We start from the raw sequence: 16,481 nt of genomic DNA on the forward strand, positions 1-16,481 counted from the left end.
CAGCGGGGTGAACGCCCCCGTCGACCCGATGCTCGGGACCGTCCTCGAGGACCGGTACCGCATCGACGCACCCATCGCACGGGGCGGCATGTCGGCGGTCTACCTCGGTGTCGACCTCCGGCTCGGGCGTGAGGTCGCGGTCAAGGTGATGGACTCCCGGTACTCTGGCGACCCGCAGTTCCTGCGCCGCTTCGAGTTCGAGGCGCGCGCGGTCGCCGGCCTCAAGCATCCGGGTCTCGTCGCGGTCTACGACCAGGGCATCGACAACGGCATCGCCTTCCTCGTCATGGAACTCGTCGACGGCGGGAGCCTGCGCGAACTGCTCCGCGAACGGGGCCCGATGCCGCCGCACGCGGTGGTCGCCGTTGCCGAACCCGTGCTCGGCGGCCTCGGGACCGCACACGCCGCGGGCCTGGTCCACCGCGACGTCAAACCCGAGAACGTGCTGATCTCCGACGCCGGCGAGGTCAAGGTCGCCGACTTCGGACTCGTGCGCGCCGTCGCCGAAGCAGGGGTCACCTCGGCCAGCGTCATCCTCGGTACCGCCGCCTACCTGTCCCCCGAACAGGTCGAGTCCACCCACGCCGACGCCCGCAGCGACGTCTACTCCATGGGCGTGATGATGTTCGAATTGCTCACCGGCCGAACACCTTTCCACGGCGACTCACCGCTGTCGCTGGCCTACCAGCGACTCACCTACGACGTCCCCGCTCCAGGCGACGTGATCGCCGGTGTCCCTGCGGAGTTCGACGAGATCGTGCTGCGGGCGACCGAACGCAACCCCGCCGACCGATATGCCGACGGCTTCGAGATGCAGCGGGCGCTTCTTGCGGTCGCCGACGACCTCGACCTCCCGCCGTTCACGGTGCCCGCACCGAAGCGGTCCCGTGAGCGAGAGATGAAGTCGCGCTACCGCGCAGCCGGTCCGGTCGGTCACGACACCCGGGTCCAGTCGGCACCGGGACCGTACGAGCCGGGATCGTCGTCGCCGGACTCCCCCGCGGCACCCATCCGCCCGGGTGCCGGGGTCGGCGACGCGGATGATCGCGCTGCAGCACCCGCACGCGGGCGCGAGGACCGACCGGGCGCGCGTCGCCGGGATGTCGTCGACGCTCACGACCGGGACCCGCTCGAACCCGAACTCGTCGGGGGCGGGCGTCTGGGCGCGGTCCTGTGGATCCTGCTGGTGCTGCTGCTCGCCGTGGGCCTCGGTGCTGCCGGATTCTGGTTCGGCAGCACCTATCTCACGATCGGCTGACCTCAGCCGCGCAGCATCTCCGCGACGAGGAACGCGAGCTCCAGCGACTGCTGGGTGTTGAGGCGCGGGTCGCAGGCGGTCTCGTAGCGGCCGGCGAGGTCGAGATCCGAGATCTCCTGAGCGCCACCGAGACACTCGGTGACGTCCTCACCGGTCAGCTCGACGTGCACGCCACCGGGGTGGCTGCCGAGTGCGCGGTGGACCTCGAAGAAGCCCTGCACCTCGTCGACGATGCGGTCGAAGTGGCGCGTCTTGAAGCCGGTCGACGCCTCGTGGGTGTTGCCGTGCATGGGGTCGCACTGCCAGATCACCTTGTGACCGGTCGCCTCGACGGCGGCGACGATCGCCGGGAGCACCTCGCGCACCTTGCCGTTGCCCATCCGGGCCACCAGGGTCAGGCGGCCGGGGACGTTGTGCGGGTCGAGACGCTCGACGTACTCGACGGCCTGCTCGGGCGTCGTCGTCGGACCGATCTTCACACCGATCGGGTTGCTGATCAGTTCGGCGAACGCGATGTGCGCGCCGTCGAGCTGACGGGTGCGCTCTCCGATCCACAGGAAGTGCGCTGACAGGTCGTAGAGGACCTTCTCCTGCGATTCCCTGTCCGGGGCGTCGGCGAGGCGCAGCATGGCGCGCTCGTAGTCGAGGACGAGTGCCTCGTGCGAGGCGAAGATCGACGCCGAGTGGAGGCTCGAGTCGGTGACGCCGCAGGCGTCCATGAAGCGCAGGCCGCGGTCGATCTCGGAGGCCAGGGCCTCGTAGCGGGCGCCCGCGGGCGAGGTCCGCACGAATTCGCGGTTCCAGTCGTGGACGCGATGCAGGTCTGCTTCTGCCTGGGTGAGTGCCCGGACCAGGTTCATGGCCGCGGCGGCATTCGCGTATGCCCGCACCAGACGTGAGGGATCGTGCTGGCGGACGGCCTCGTCGGCCGGGAAGCCGTTGACCATGTCGCCGCGGTAGGACGGCAGACCCAGGGCGTCGACGTTCGACGACCGCGGCTTGGCGTACTGGCCGGCGATACGCGCGACCTTGACCACCGGCATGCTCGCGCCGTAGGTGAGGACGACGGCCATCTGCAGCAGCGTCCGGATGTTCGCCTTGATGTGGGGTTCGGTGTTGTCGGCGAAAGTCTCCGCGCAGTCGCCGCCCTGCAGCAGGAAGGCGCGACCCTCGGCGACGTCGGCCAGCTGCGACGACAGCGACTGGACCTCGGCAGGCATGCAGATCGGCGGCACCGACTCCAGGACGGTGCGGATCTTGCGTGCTTCCTCGGCGGGCCAGCTCGGCTGTTGCAGCGCGGGGCGGCTCATCGCGTCGTCGAAACGCTCCTGGAGGCCACCGGGAAGCGGCGGCAGTTCGGGGAGTTCGTCGATAGGAACGTCTACGGTCCAGTTCACCACTGTTCCAGCGTAAAGCAGGCTCCCCGGCGATTTACGCGGGGTCAGCCACGCGGGTCGAGACGAGCCTTCTCGATCGCCTCCCAGCGCCGCAGGTTGTGCCGGGCGTCGCTCAGTGCGTCATGGGCGTCGGACGGCGCCGGCGGGAGCGCGGGACGTCCGGCGGCCTCCCAGTGCTGGCGGAGTTCGCGGGTGAAACGCGGGATGGGACGGGGCAGCGCGGTCATCGGACCCCACATCTGGCACATGACCACGTGGTCGTAGGCACCGATCCACGCCCACAGTTCGATGTCGGTCCCGTCCGCGGTGAGGAACTCGAGGAGGTCCTCGCGGATTCGTCGACGGTCCTTCCAGACCGGCGACGACGGGGACGGCAGCTTGGGCAGCACGTTGGCGCGGACCCAGTCACCGGCGCGGCCGGGGTCGAACTCGGTGGACACCGCATAGAACTCACGGCCGTCCTCGCCGACCACCCCGATCGAGACCAGCTCGATGGTGTTTCCGTCTTCGATGAACTCCGAGTCGTAGAAGAACCGCATGGGGACAGTATTCACACCTGCCCCGGGCGGCCTCGAGGCGCGGCGAGGTGGGCACGGATACGCGCCCGGACGAGTCACGTTTCGCCATTGCCGTCCTTTGCTGGCTACCCTGGTAATTCGTGCGCTCCAGGTCTGTGCTGGCGACCGCTCTCCTGGCGGCGTCGATCATCGCGCGGCTCGTCTGGGACACGCTGACCGTGAACGGCAGGAACTTTGTGGACCTGCACGTTTACCGCGACGGTTCGGCGGGTCTCGCCGACGGGTCGCTCTATTTGTTCACCTATTCCGGTGAGACGGACTTCGCGCTCCCCTTCACCTATCCGCCGTTCGCCGCGGTGGTCCTCTATCCCCTGTCGCTGATCCCGTGGGACGTCGTGGCAATCGGGTGGCAGCTCGCGACCTTCGCCGCCCTCTACGCGTGCGTGGTCCTCTCGCTCCGACTCTGCGGGCGCACCACCGACGTCCACGCGCTCGCCGCGCTGTGGACCGCACCGGCCATCTGGTGCGAACCGGTCCGGGTGACCCTGGACTACGGCCAGATCAACGTCTTCCTCATGCTCGGCACCCTGCTGGCGATCTCCTGGGCACGCCGCGCCGACGGGACCCCGAGCGAACGCGGTGTGCTCGCGGGCGGCGCGCTGATCGGTCTGATGGCCGGTATCAAGCTCACCCCGGCCATCACCGGCCTCTGGTACCTCGCCGTCCGCAAGCCGTGGGGCGCGCTGTCGGCGGCGTTCGCCTTCGTCTTCACCGTCCTGGGCTGTCTGCTGCTCTTCCCCGAGGTCACCCGGACCTACTACGGCACCCTCTTCGGCGACGCGGAACGCATCGGCCCCGTCGAGGCGGTCATCAACCAGAGTCTCCGCGGAACGATGTCGAGGTTCGTCGGATTCGACGTCGGCACCGGCTGGATCTGGTTCCTCGGCGTCGTGGTCGCCACCGTGGCGGTCGTGTTCACCTGGCGCGCGGTCTCCGACGCCCTCGGCGTCCTGCTCGTCGTGCAGTTCTTCGGTCTGCTGATCTCGCCCATCTCGTGGGTCCACCATTGGGTCTGGGTCGTCCCGCTGGGTATCTGGCTGGTCCACGGCGCCGGCGCACGGCGCCTCGGTGCCCGCGCGATCCTCGTCATGTGGCTCGTGGTCGCCGGCCTCGGCATCCCATGGATCCTGCGCGTACTCGAGGAATACGGCCCCGTGCCTCCCGACGCCGTCGTGGCCGTACTCGGCGCGGCCTGGACGATCGCCACCTTCGTCACGATGGGTTGGCTGATCGCCACCCGTTCCGCCCGCGGGACCGGCGCGGCGGACGACCTCCCGATGGACGTGGTGGCCGCGGCCATCGTCGACGCCGGTCGGGTGCTGCTCGCCCAGCGCGCCCATCCGGTCGAACTCGCCGGCAAGTGGGAACTCCCCGGCGGCCGGGTCGAATCCGGCGAGACACACGCGGCCGCGCTCGTCCGGGAGATTCGCGAGGAACTCGGCGCCGACGTCGAGGCCGGCGACGCCGTCGGCAAGCCGGTGACCCTGCCCAGCGGCCTCGTCCTGCACGCCTACCGGGCACGGCTCCGCGCCGGCACCCCGGCCGCGCTGGAACACCTCGACATGCAGTGGTTCACGGCCGACGAACTACGCGGACTCGACCTCGACCACGTCGTCCCCGCAGATCGCGACTGGATTCCCGAGCTGTGCGTCATCCTCGACGAGGCAAAGGTCGGCGAAGCGGGCTAGAACTCCTCCGGCGACGCTCTCAGGCAGCAGCGTCGGCGGCCGGCGGCTCGACTGCGGGGGCCTTGTTCTTGAGGCTCGCGGCGTAGACGTCGACGTACTGCTGACCGGAGAGCTGCATGAGCTCGTACATGATCTCGTCGGTGACGGCACGCTCGATGTAGCGGTTGCCCTCCATGCCCGCGAAACGGGAGAAGTCGAGGGGCTTACCGATGCGGACGGTCACCTTCGTGGGTCGCGGGAGGACCGACCCGGGCGGGTTGAACTTGTGGGTGTCGACCATGGCGACCGGTATGACCGGCACACCGGTGTCCATGGCGAGGCGCGCGAGTCCGGTCTTGCCCTTGTACAGGCGGCCGTCGGGAGAGCGGGTGCCCTCCGGGTACATGCCCATCAGCTTGCCGTTGTCGAGCTGGCGGCGAGCTGCGGTGAGGGCGCCCTCGGCGGCGGCAGCGCCCGACCGGTCGATGGGGATCTGCCCGACCGCGGTGAAGAACCACCGCTGGAACGCACCCTTGAGTCCGGTGCCGGTGAAGTACTCGCTCTTGGCGAGGAAGTAGATGCGGCGGTCGACCATCAGGGGGAGGAAGAAGCTGTCCATCACGGCCAGGTGGTTGCTCGCGAGGATCGCGGGCCCGTCGGTCGGGATGTTCTCATGGCCCTCGATGGTCGGGCGTCCGAGAACCCGGAGGATCGGTCCCAGGAAGATGTACTTGAACGCCCAGTACCACATGAGACTCTCCTCGCCGCGCCACTTACTCGACCCGATGCCGCGGTCGACATCGGACCCCCACTGCCGGAACCCCTCACCCCTTGGTCCCGACATCAAGACCATACCTGCGTCGGACCGTACCGACTGTCCCCGGTTTCGTCAGCGGGCGGCCGACGGCGGAGCCGATCGACTCGTCGCGGCCCGAAGTCCTTGGCGCGCAACCTCAGCCGCGCCGACGACACCGGCCGTCTCGCCGAGCTGGGTGCCGCGGATGCGGGCGAGCTGGCGGTGACCGGCACCGGTGACCTGCCGGGCGTAGTGTTCGCGGGCCTCGTCGAGGAACAGGCTCGACGCCGCGCCGACGCCACCGGCCAGGACGATCAGGTCGGGGTCGAAGATGTCGGCGATCATCGCCAGCCCCTGTCCCAGGGACGTCGCGAACCGGGCAAAGGCCGCCAGGGCCACGGCGTCGCCGTCGGCGGCCGCCCCGGCGACCCGGCGTCCGGTCAGAGAACCGGGATCGGCGGCCACGTCGGCGGCGAGCTGGCTGCGTCCCCAGTCGCCGTTCAGGGGTGCACCGTCGGCGAGCAGCTCGACCACCGTGTCGACCAATGCCGTTCCGCTGCAATACCGTTCCCAGCAGCCGCGTTTGCCGCAGGCGCAGGCGCGCCCGTCGGGGACGATCGTGAGATGTCCGAGTTCCGGCGCGACGCCGTAGCTCCCGCGGTAGATCTCACCGTCGATGACGAACCCGGCGCCGATGCCGGTCCCGATGGCCAGCACCACAGTGTTGTGCCCGCGGGCGGCGGCACCGAACCGCACCTCCGCGACTGCTGCCGCGTTGGCGTCGTGTTCGGCGAACACCGGGATGCCGACGCGTCGGGTCATGTCCTCGGCCACCGGGGCCTCACGCCATGGCAGATGGGGTGCGAACCGGACGATGCTGCGGTCGGTGGTGAGGAAGCCGGCGATCGCGAGCCCGACGGCCTTCGCGTCCCAGCGCGAGATCAGCTCGCCGACGAGGCGGTCCAGGCAGTGTTCGAGGGCCTCCACCGTCGACGGGGTCTGGGCGCGCAGGGTGTCGAGCATCGTGCCGCGGTCGTCGACCACCGATGCCCGCACGCTCGTGCCGCCGATGTCGATCCCGATCGTCAGCTCACCCATCACTGCTCCTCGTCGGACCCGGTGTGTGCGTCGAAGCGTCGGGAACTGCCGATCCGGACCGCGATCGGCTCATAGTGCCGGGGTTCGGAAATCGTGCTGGGGGCCGACCGCAATGCCTCGGCGATGGCCTCGAGGACGGCGATGACCGCTGCGAGGAGCCGAGCGACGAGGTCACCGATCTCGCTCAACAGCGAACCGATCTCGCCCGACGCGCCTGCCAGCGCATGGCCGACGGGTCCGTCGGCGCCGAATGCGGCGGCATAGCCGGAGGCCGCGGCGGTCGCTTCCTGACGACCACCGGCGAAGAGTGCCGCCAGCGCGTCGATCTGATTGGCCAACCCGAGAAGCAGGTCCCGGACCGGATCGCCCTGTGCAGCGCCACGGTCGTCACGACCGGGCCCGTCACCCCGTGACGTCCCCTCGTCCGTGCCCATTCGCGTTCTCTCCCCTCGCCGCTGGTACCCGGAGGCCTCGTGCCGCTGTCACCCGTCACCACCGGTGGGCGGGCGTCCCAGCACCGTACCGTGTGGTCGCCGACCGTGTGATCCACGAGTCTGTGGTCGCCACGAGCTACGCGGTCTTCGAACGTACCCGGTGGCCGTGCGTGGCCGGCTACCGGCGCGGCCAGACCGCGGGGTCGGGCACGAAGCCGACGGTCAGCCGCCCGTCCTCCCACGCCGCGTCGACCACGATGCACCGGCGCAACACCGACGGCAGACGCACCGGATGGCGGAAACCGGAGATCGTCACCAGCAGGTCGTCGCCGCTGCGGCCGAGTGCGAGCGAATCGGGTTCGGGCAGGCGCTGCGGCCACGACAACCGGAAGGCGGTCTCCGTGCCGGCCACGGTCTCCACGACCGACGCGGCCGAACCGCGCGCGACGCCGTGCGGATCGGGCAGCCGAACCGCGAGCTTACGCAGCCGTGCCATGCGATCGATCGTCTCCGCGGACCGCTCGACCAGGGCCACCGGCACACCGCGGCTGCCGCCGGGACCGTCGAGCATCCCCTCGATGTGTGCGGCGAGGTCCTCCGGCGACTCCGAACCCACGCCACGGTTCACCTGGACCGACGCCAGCGGCAGCCCCATGACGTCGGCACCGGCGACATAGTGCTCCGCGAGGCGGCGGGCACGGTCGTCGGCACCGAGGACGAGGTGGACCGCCACCGCGTGCGCGTCGGAGAACAGCTCTGCGACATCGGCACAGTCGCGGTCGATGGCGTCGACGGCAGCGGTCAGTGGGGCCATCACCGGCCGCTCGGACGCCGTCGCGAGGCGTCGGTGCCGCGGCCAGAAGCGATTGAGCGCCTGACTGAGCACCGATCCCCCGCGCAGGAACTGCAGCGGGTCGCCGCACCCCGAGAGGTCGACGATGATCCGCTGCCACCGACCGCTCGTCGCCTCGTCGCGGATGCGCCGCAGCAGCAGGAAGTCGTCGATACCCGGGAGCGAGGTGAGCTCCGCGGCGTCGATGCCGGAGAGGGTCCCCACCCCGGGAAGGACGGCCTTGCTGCGACCCGCGGTGTGTTCGAGGACGTCGATGAACGCCGACCAGGTGCGCTCGGTCAGATCCAGGCGGTCGAGGGTCAGCAGGTGGAGGAACTTCGAGACCGCCACCGGCTCACCGGGCTGCCGGTAGACGCGGGCCCAGTCGTGCACCGGCGACCAGCGGTCGACGGTGATGAGCAGGGTGTGCTGCTCGGGCCGGGTGACGGCCTGACGCGAATCCCGAGGCGTGCTGGGCCGCTGGGAGGCCGCCGCGGCAGCGACAGCGGAGACACCGGAGCCTCCCGGACCGAGCACCACATGTATGGGTGTGAGATCGATCAGCCTTCGACCCTCTTCTTCAGGTCGTTCAGCGCGGCATCGGTGATCGCCTTCTCGGCACGGCGTTTGAGCTGACCGATCATCGGCACCTGCAGATCCACCATGAGCTCATAGGTGACCTTGGTGGAGCCGGGCACCTGCTGGGTCAAGATGTAGCGGCCGCGCTGATCCTTCTGCAGATCGCTGGAGACCAGCCGCCACGAGACCGAGGTTCCCTGCGGATCCCATTCGTAGGCAAGTACATACGTGTCCTGCAGGACACCCGCGTCGAGAACGAAACGCACCTCGAGTGCCCGTCCCGCGTCGTCGGTGCGCAGCACCTCGACCTCGTGTGCCGCGGTGACCCAGTCCGGGTAGTGCGCGAAATCGGAGATGACGGCGAGGATGTCCTCGGCGTCGGCGCCGATGACGATGTCGCGTTCGGTGTGGTCGGCCATCACACGGCCTCCGCGGTCTCGGCCCCCGCCGCGGGGCCGCCCACGTGCCGGTCCGCCTCGAGGAGACGCTTCACCTCGAAGGACATGTCCTTGCCCGCCACGCGACGTCGCTTGTTCTCCTCGGCCAGCGCGTCGGCCCGGGCGACCGGGTCGTCCCCCCGCTCACCGGGCAGGGCGCGGGTCGGTTCCGCGTGGAGGAAGTAGTGCAGGACGAAGCCGTCGAGGACCGCCTCGTTCCAGATCTCCATCGTCCCGGCCACCGGCCCGTCGACACGCCACCGGACACCTTGCTCCGCACGGTCTTCGGTGACCGCCAGACGCAGGTCGGGCCACCATCGCCGCCAGTTGGCGGGGTCGCCGATCACGGCAGCGGCCAGGCGTGGTGCCGCGGCGACGAAGACCTCGTCGGCCACCTGGATGCTCGTCACGCCCACTAGCTTCACATACTCGCGTCGACGCAGGGTAGTGCACCCGAAGGGCGGTGCCGTGAACGTGCCGATTTACAGCAGGGATACGATTTGCACAACGGCATCTACTGGAGGGTAACCACGATGAGTGAGTACAGCGTGCCTGCGAAGTTCTCGATCGCCGAAGACGAGAACTGCACGAACATCATCTTCGATCTGGCTCAGCGATCACCGCAGCACGTCGTGTTCCGCCACAAGCAGGGCGACACGTGGGCTCCCATCACGGCCGCCGATGCCGCAGCACGCATCTCGTCGATCGCCAAGGGCCTGATCGCCTCCGGCGTCAACCCCGGCGACCGCGTGGCACTGCTGTCGCGCACCCGCCTCGAGTGGAACCTCTTCGACTTCGCGATCTGGTCGGCCGGCGCGATCACCGTGCCGATCTACGACTCGTCGTCGGCAAGCCAGATCGAATGGATCATGCGCGATTCCGGCGCCGTCGCGATCGTGCTCGAGGACGACGCCCACCGCGCCGCCTTCGAGTCCATCGACTCGCTCACCGAGCCGGTCAAGGTCTTCCAGATCGACCGAGCCGACGCACCCGGTGCCGTCGACGAACTGGTGTCCGCCGGCGCCGACGTCCACGACGACGAGGTCGGCAAGCGCCGCGCGACCCTCGGGGCCGCCGATCCCGCCACCCTGATCTACACCTCGGGCACCACCGGACGCCCCAAGGGATGCGAGCTGACCCACTCGAACATGCTGTCCGAGGTACGCGCGGTGCTCGCCGGTGACCTACTCGACGACCTCATCGGGCGCGACGAGAAGCGCCTCCTGATGTTCCTGCCGCTGGCACATGTGCTGGCCCGTGCGATCACCCTCGTAGCGATCGAGGCCGGAGCCGAGGTCGGACACACCAGCGACATCTCGACCCTCGTCGACGAGTTCGCGGTCTTCAAGCCGTCTCTCATCCTCTCGGTGCCGCGCGTGTTCGAGAAGGTCTACAACTCCGCACGTCAGAAGGCCTACGACGGCGGCAAGGGCAAGATCTTCGACGCCGCCGCCGACACCGCGGTCGCGTACTCGGAGGGGCGTGAGAAGGGCCAGATCGGTCTGGTCCTCAAGCTCAAGCACGCGCTGTTCGACGCGCTGGTCTACAAGAAGCTCCGTACGGCCCTGGGCGGCGAGTGCGGGATGGCGATCTCCGGTGGCGGTCCGCTGGGTGCACGTCTGGGCCACTTCTTCTCCGGTGTCGGCATCCCCGTGTTCGAGGGCTACGGCCTGACCGAGACGACGGCCGCGTTCAGCGTGAACACCCCGTCGGCCTGGAAGATCGGCACCGTCGGAAAGCCGTTGTCGGGCAACTCCGTCCGCCTCGGCGAGGACGGCGAGATCCTGCTCAAGGGCGGCGTCGTGTTCAAAGAGTACTGGCAGAACCCGGAGGCGACCGCGGGCGCGATCGTCGACGGCTGGTTCCACACCGGCGACCTCGGCACCGTCGACGCCGACGGTTTCATCACGATCACCGGCCGCAAGAAGGAACTCATCGTGACCGCGGGCGGCAAGAACGTCTCCCCCGCCGGTCTCGAGGACGTCATCCGTGCCCACGCCCTGATCTCGCAGGCGATGGTCGTCGGCGATGCGAAGCCGTTCGTGGCCGCGCTCATCACCGTGGACCCGGAGGTCTTCCCGGCGTGGAAGGAACGCAACAACAAGCCGGAGTCGGCCTCGGTCGCCGACCTCATCGACGACGCCGACCTCCGCGCCGAGGTCCAGTCAGCCATCGACTCCGCCAACAAGACCGTGTCGAGCGCCGAGGCGATCAAGAAGTTCCGCATCCTGCCGTCGGACTTCACCGAGGAGACCGGCGAGATGACGCCGACACTCAAGGTCAAGCGCAACGTGGTCGTCGAGAAGTTCTCCGACGACATCGAGGCGATCTACCAGCGATGAGACGCGCCGCCGCCCTCCCGGCGGCGGCGTTCTGACTCCGGTGTCGGGGCGTTCGATACCCGGCACCCGCGGTCGGGTCATGGAATCAATGCGTCCGGGCACCCGTTGGTGCCATCATGCGAGCTATCACCTACAGCCGCTTCGGCGGCCCCGATGTCCTGGAGATCACCGACCTCCCCACCCCCAAGGTCGGCCCCGACTCCGTCCTGGTCCGAGTGCGCGCGTCGAGTGTGAACCCGGTGGACTGGAAGATCCGGCAAGGTCACCTCGCCGAGGTCCTGGACACCGTCTTCCCGGTGGTGCCCGGTTGGGATGTCGCGGGCGTCGTCGAACAGGTCGGCCTGGACACGCCCGAGTTCCGGGTCGGCGACGAGGTGTTCGGTTACGTCCGTAAGGACCTCGTCGGCGGCGAGGTCGCCGGGGGTACCTTCGCCGATCTGGTCTCCGCACCGGTCCGAACACTCGCCCACAAGCCGGCCGCCTGGTCGTTCGAGGAGGCCGCTGCCGTTCCGCTCGCCGGACTGACGGCGTACCAGACCATTCGACGGGCAGGCGTGACGTCGGGCCACACGGTGCTCGTACATGCCGCTGCGGGCGGCGTCGGATCGTTCGCGGTCCAGATCGCGCGGTCGCTGGGCGCGCGGGTCATCGGCACCGCTTCCGAGTCCAATCACGACTACCTACGGGGTCTCGGCGCCGAGCCCACCACCTACGGCGACGGCCTGGCCGACCGGGTGCGCGAGCTCGTGCCCGACGGCGTCGATGTCGTCCTCGACTACGTCGGCGGTGACGCGATCGACTCGGTGCCAGACGTACTCCGCGCCGGCGGCACGGTGGCCTCGATCATCGATGCCCGGGCGCGCGACGAGTTCGGCGGCGAGTACGTATGGGTCCGACCCGACTCCGCAGATCTCGCCGAACTCGCCCGACTCGGTGACGCCGGCGACCTCGAGCCGGAGATCGCCCAGGTCTTCGACCTGCCTGACGCCTCCGCCGCCCACGAACGCAGCCAGTCCGGGCACGTGCGGGGGAAGATCGTCGTGCGGGTGTCGGCTGAGGCGTAGGCGGCACACGCCGCCCGGGCGTCGATCGACTGAAACCGCCCCTGACTTGCGCCCCGCCCCGAAAAGCGCCCCTGAGATCCGCGCCTTGGATCGGCCCCAGACTGAAAAGCACCCCTGCGATCCTCCCTCTAGCGCGGCGCCGCGAGCGATATGTCGCCCGCAGCGCTACGGAGGGCGCTTCCCAGGGGCGCATTTCGACGCCGGGCGGAAACCGGGGGCGCTTCTCAGGGGCGCATTTCAGCCGCGAGAGGCTCAGAGCCTCAGAGCAACTGCCGCAACCGGGCGGCCATCTGACTCCACTGCCAGTTGTCGACGACGAAACGTCGTCCGGCGGCGCCCATCTCGGCGGCGGCTGCCCGGTCACCGAGGATCGACAGGATGGCCATCGCGACGGCATCGACGTCGGTGCCGTCGACCGTTGTGCCGGTGATGCCCTCGACGACCGTCTCCGGCGCGCCGCCCGACAGGCCGGCGACGACAGGCACCCCCGTGGCCGACGCCTCGAGGTAGACGATCCCGAGGCCTTCGACGTCGAGCCCTCCCCCGCGCGTGCGGGACGGCATCGCGAAGACGTCGGCGATGTTGTGGTACGCCGAGAGTTCCTCGGCCGGAACCGATCCGGTGAAGATCACCTGGTCCTCGACACCCGCCCGGGTCGCCAGTGCGTGCAGCTTCTCGGCGTATGGACCTCCACCGACGATGACGAGGACCGCGTCGGGGATCGTCCGGCGGATCAGCGGCAGCGCACGGATCAGCACGTCCTGCCCCTTGCGCGGGACGAGGCGCGACAGACACAGGATCGTCGGCCGGTCCCCCAGTTTGTGGCGGTCCCGGAACTTCTGCCGCAGAACAGGATCGGGCGAGAACCGCGCGACGTCGACGCCGGGCGGCAGGTATTCCAATGCCGCATGCGCACCGAAGGCCGACGCGAATCGACCGCGGGTGTACCGGCTGACGAAGGTGATGACGTCGGTGTGGCGACCGATGTGGCCCAGCACCTGACGTGCGACGGGGAGCATCGACCAGCCGACCTCGTGACCGTGCGTGCTCGCGAGGATGCGTTGTGCACCGGCCCGCCGCATCGCGGGCGCGAGGACGGCCAGCGGCGCGGCCGCACCGAACCAGACGGTCGATATCTGCTCGCGCCGAACGATTTCCGCTGCACGGCGGGCGACGAACGGGGTCGGCAACATCAGCGTCGTGCGATGGCGGTACACCCGGTAGGGAACCTCGGCGTCGAAGTCGATGTGTGATCGGCCGCGCCAGCGCGGCGCATAGACGACGATGTCCCCCGGCGGGAGCAGATCGACCAGGTTCTGCAGGTAGGACTGGATTCCGCCCGGCCGGGGCGGGAAGTCGTTGGTGATCAACAGGGTTCGTCCCATCAGCGGACCTGCCCGTCGAGCCATCGGCCCCATCCGGCGATGAGCTCGTCGCGGCTGACTCCGAGTGCGGCCCGGATCGCAGCGTCCTGGCGAGCCGGATCGGCGGTCGCCGCGACCCCGAGATAGAACCTCTTCAGTCGCGCCTCGCCGTAGCGATCCGCGACGTAGGCGGCCATCGACCATGCGCTCTGGTAGGCCAGCTGCGAGGTCTGCCCGTCCATCGCGAAGGCCGCATCGTCCGGCAGCGCGGTGGGAGTTCTCCCCGCCCGGACCGCCTCGGTCAGATCGGGTGCGGCGTCGGCGAGACGGCGGTAGGTGCCTTTGCGGCCGACGTATTCGGCCACGCCCTCGGTGATCCAGAGCGGGGCGTCGAGAGCAGTTTGCGCACGGGCTGCGACGTGGGTGAGTTCGTGACGCAGAACGACGTCGAGTGTCGGCGGGGCCAGGTCGTCGGCGGCCGGGGTGAAGATCACGCGCTGGCCGATGGCGGTACGCCGGGGGAAGTCCACCCGGCTGTAGACGGTCGCCGCGGCCGCCGCACCGATCACGCCGCCATCCTGCGTGACGAGATCGGAGAACTGTTCCTGGTCCGAGGTGGTCACCAGCACGGCGCGCCGGTCCCACGAGTCCCCCCAGAAGGCGGTCACCGCGTCGACGGCGTCGGGCAGCAGCTCGGGCAGGTTCGCCGACGCCGGGCTGGTGCGGAGGTAGCGGGTGATCACCGACGTCCCACCGGCCGTGGCGACGTCGGAGACGGACAGACCGGGCAGTTCCCACAGCTGGGTCGGGGTCGGCTTCTCGCCGAGTGCCGCGGTGTCGCCGACGAGCTTCCACTCGTCACCGTAGCGGGCGACCACGAACTGGGTCGTCACCACGATCTCGGGTTCGTCGACACCGGGTGCGCGTTCACCGCCGAGGGCGTAGCGCAGCTCCACCGGTGCCACCCAGGCGTCGGAGCTGCCGTTCGCGTCGAGGAGACCCTGGACGTCGGCGGGCACCAGCGTCTCGGCCTCCTCCGTGGGAGCCAGCTGGTAGCGGAAACTCTTGAACTGCAACCGGCCGTCGGAGTCGCCGCGGGCGAACTGCCGGGAACGGAAATTCTCGGCCGCGGTGACCCAGCGGCTCTCGAAGGCCGGGGTCGCGGCATCGTCGAGCAACGACCCGATCTTCTGCAGATTGCCGGACGTGATCGTCCCGGTGAGATCGTCGAGCAGGCGCGTCACACCCTCGGCGCGCTGCTGTTCATAGGGGTTGGCCGGGGTCGAGGCCGTCGTGGACGCGCCACGGGAAATCGACGCGTCGGTCGTGGGCGGCTCCGGGCTGCCGCATCCGGCGGCCACACCGATGAACAGGACCACCGCGGACGCGAGCGTCGGGCGCCAACGCCCGCGGAGTGACACCACCAGTGGAGTCTAGAACCGTCGGCCGGAGTTGAACGGACCGGCCTCGTCGAGCGGGACGACCTTGACCGGGACACCGAAGGTCGAGGCGTGGATGACGTATCCGTCACCGACGTACATCCCGACGTGGTGGGCGTCCGGGTAGTAGATCACCAGATCTCCGGGCTTGAGGTCCTCGCGGGACACCGGCTGACCGCCGGCCATCTGCGCCTCACTCGACCGCGGGAGGGTCTTGCCGGCCTGCTTGTAGGCCCACACCATCAGACCCGAGCAGTCGAACGAGCTCGGACCGGTCGCGCCCCAGACGTACGGATCGCCGATGCGCGTGAGCGCGGCCTGGACTGCGACGAGCGCGGCGGCGGTGCCCTTGGGGACGATCCGCGGATCGAAGTCGAACTTCGGGCCGCGCAGGGCGGCCAGCTGCTTACCGGTCATCGACTGGTAGATCGCGCGGATCTGGATCGCCTGCATCTGCAGGTCGGCCTGCTTGGTCTGGAGGTCTCCGCGGACCCGTTCGGCGCGCGAGACGGCCTCTGACGCGGCGAGCGCGGTCTGGTCGGCGTCCTTCTTGGCGGCCGCGGTGCGGGCGCGGACCTTCTTGATGGCGGTCAGGTCGGATGCCGCCTGCCGCGAGATCATGTCGAGTCCGGACATCTGATCGAGCAGTGCCTGCGGCGAGTCACTGACCATCACCGCGTAGAGCCCGCTGACACGGGCACCCTGGTAGCTGGCGCGGACGATGGCGTCGACCCTGGCCTGGTAGGAGGCCAGCTGTTCACGGCTGATGTCGAGTTTGCGCTGGGCGTCGGCGGCGGCCCGCTTCGCCTGGGTGACGATCGAGCGTTGCTTGTCGTACTCGATCTTGGCGTTGTGCATCGCCTCGGTGGTCTTCTCGGCCTCGGTACCGAGCTGCTTGTAGCGATCGAGTAGCTGGTCGGCCGATCGCGCGGGCGCGGCCTGGGCCTGCCCGGCGACGCCGGTCGTCAGCGGGACGGCCGTCACGATCGCCGCCAGCAGGCACAAGGCGAGCACCATCGGGCCCGATCGAGCGCGCCGACGCGTCGCGTTCACTAGTCCCTCCCCGGAAAGCACGGTCCAGTCACTCCTCTACCGCTTCGTTCCTCCCCGCGGACCACCCTGAGTTCCCCCGGTGGCCCCCAGGACTGGATCGGGCGGATCGCACAAAGCTCGCGACCCGCCCTCTCCTGATGCTC

General features: G+C 69.4%; 15 protein-coding genes. 4 read left to right on the forward strand and 11 right to left on the reverse strand.

Features of this window, described 5'->3' with window-relative positions; translation table 11 throughout:
- Positions 1-7 precede the first annotated feature (7 nt).
- Complete coding sequence (locus tag RVF83_RS21420; RefSeq protein WP_005200102.1) at positions 8-1,258, forward strand: protein kinase domain-containing protein; 1,251 nt, start codon at positions 8-10, stop codon at positions 1,256-1,258.
- Between the two features lie 2 nt (positions 1,259-1,260).
- Here the strand turns inward: RVF83_RS21420 and RVF83_RS21425 are convergent, their stop codons facing one another.
- Together RVF83_RS21425 and RVF83_RS21430 are read right to left on the reverse strand one after the other, a co-directional pair.
- Complete coding sequence (locus RVF83_RS21425; RefSeq protein WP_005200103.1) at positions 1,261-2,658, reverse strand: class II 3-deoxy-7-phosphoheptulonate synthase; 1,398 nt, start codon at positions 2,656-2,658, stop codon at positions 1,261-1,263.
- A gap of 41 nt (positions 2,659-2,699) precedes the next feature.
- Entirely contained in the window at positions 2,700-3,194 is a 495-nt protein-coding gene (locus RVF83_RS21430) for a polyadenylate-specific 3'-exoribonuclease AS (RefSeq protein WP_005200104.1), read from the reverse strand.
- Positions 3,195-3,328: 134 nt separating this feature from the next.
- Between RVF83_RS21430 and RVF83_RS21435 the strand changes: the two genes are divergently transcribed.
- Positions 3,329-4,921 carry a glycosyltransferase 87 family protein gene (locus RVF83_RS21435; RefSeq protein ID WP_005200105.1) on the forward strand — a complete coding sequence of 531 codons (1,593 nt, stop codon included), beginning with the start codon at positions 3,329-3,331 and terminating at the stop codon, positions 4,919-4,921.
- Between the two features lie 19 nt (positions 4,922-4,940).
- On the opposite strand, the gene RVF83_RS21440 is transcribed toward RVF83_RS21435, so the two are convergent.
- The 6 genes from RVF83_RS21440 to RVF83_RS21465 form a co-directional block, all read right to left on the reverse strand.
- Positions 4,941-5,651 carry a lysophospholipid acyltransferase family protein gene (locus RVF83_RS21440; protein ID WP_005200106.1) on the reverse strand — a complete coding sequence of 237 codons (711 nt, stop codon included), beginning with the start codon at positions 5,649-5,651 and terminating at the stop codon, positions 4,941-4,943.
- Between the two features lie 138 nt (positions 5,652-5,789).
- The gene (locus RVF83_RS21445; protein ID WP_005200107.1) at positions 5,790-6,794 is read right to left on the reverse strand and encodes an ROK family protein; all 1,005 of its coding nucleotides are present in this window, start codon (positions 6,792-6,794) and stop codon (positions 5,790-5,792) included.
- A complete protein-coding gene (locus tag RVF83_RS21450) occupies positions 6,794-7,228 on the reverse strand; it encodes a hypothetical protein (protein ID WP_005200108.1) in 435 nt (144 codons plus the stop codon). Before RVF83_RS21450 ends, RVF83_RS21445 begins: the two co-directional genes overlap by 1 nt.
- Before the next feature lie 178 nt (positions 7,229-7,406).
- Positions 7,407-8,600, reverse strand: a complete 1,194-nt coding sequence (locus RVF83_RS21455; protein ID WP_005200109.1) for an ArsA-related P-loop ATPase — start codon at positions 8,598-8,600, stop codon at positions 7,407-7,409.
- Between the two features lie 20 nt (positions 8,601-8,620).
- Entirely contained in the window at positions 8,621-9,058 is a 438-nt protein-coding gene (locus RVF83_RS21460; protein ID WP_005200110.1) for an SRPBCC family protein, read from the reverse strand.
- Positions 9,058-9,501 (reverse strand): hypothetical protein, encoded by a 444-nt coding sequence (locus RVF83_RS21465; protein WP_005200111.1) that lies wholly within the window; start codon positions 9,499-9,501, stop codon positions 9,058-9,060. Before RVF83_RS21465 ends, RVF83_RS21460 begins: the two co-directional genes overlap by 1 nt.
- Positions 9,502-9,609: 108 nt before the next feature.
- Here RVF83_RS21465 and RVF83_RS21470 point away from each other — a divergent pair, with 108 nt between their 5' ends.
- Both RVF83_RS21470 and RVF83_RS21475 read left to right on the forward strand, forming a co-directional pair.
- On the forward strand, positions 9,610-11,418 hold the full coding sequence (locus RVF83_RS21470; protein ID WP_039880980.1) for an AMP-dependent synthetase/ligase: 1,809 nt from the start codon (positions 9,610-9,612) through the stop codon (positions 11,416-11,418).
- A 116-nt stretch (positions 11,419-11,534) separates the two neighbouring features.
- Complete coding sequence (locus RVF83_RS21475) at positions 11,535-12,482, forward strand: NADP-dependent oxidoreductase (RefSeq protein ID WP_005200113.1); 948 nt, start codon at positions 11,535-11,537, stop codon at positions 12,480-12,482.
- Positions 12,483-12,742: 260 nt separating this feature from the next.
- Here the strand turns inward: RVF83_RS21475 and RVF83_RS21480 are convergent, their stop codons facing one another.
- From RVF83_RS21480 to RVF83_RS21490, 3 genes are read right to left on the reverse strand one after another with little or no spacing between them, the layout of a single operon-like run.
- Positions 12,743-13,867: a glycosyltransferase family 4 protein gene (locus RVF83_RS21480; protein ID WP_005200114.1), complete on the reverse strand. Its 1,125-nt coding sequence runs from the start codon at positions 13,865-13,867 to the stop codon at positions 12,743-12,745.
- Entirely contained in the window at positions 13,867-15,270 is a 1,404-nt protein-coding gene (locus RVF83_RS21485) for a hypothetical protein (RefSeq protein WP_039880982.1), read from the reverse strand. The genes RVF83_RS21480 and RVF83_RS21485 overlap by 1 nt, the downstream gene beginning before the upstream one ends.
- Positions 15,271-15,279: 9 nt before the next feature.
- Entirely contained in the window at positions 15,280-16,359 is a 1,080-nt protein-coding gene (locus RVF83_RS21490; protein ID WP_005200116.1) for a C40 family peptidase, read from the reverse strand.
- Positions 16,360-16,481 lie beyond the last annotated feature (122 nt).

Source organism: Gordonia rubripertincta (assembly GCF_038024875.1).
GTDB classification, from domain to species: Bacteria; Actinomycetota; Actinomycetes; order Mycobacteriales; family Mycobacteriaceae; genus Gordonia; species Gordonia rubripertincta.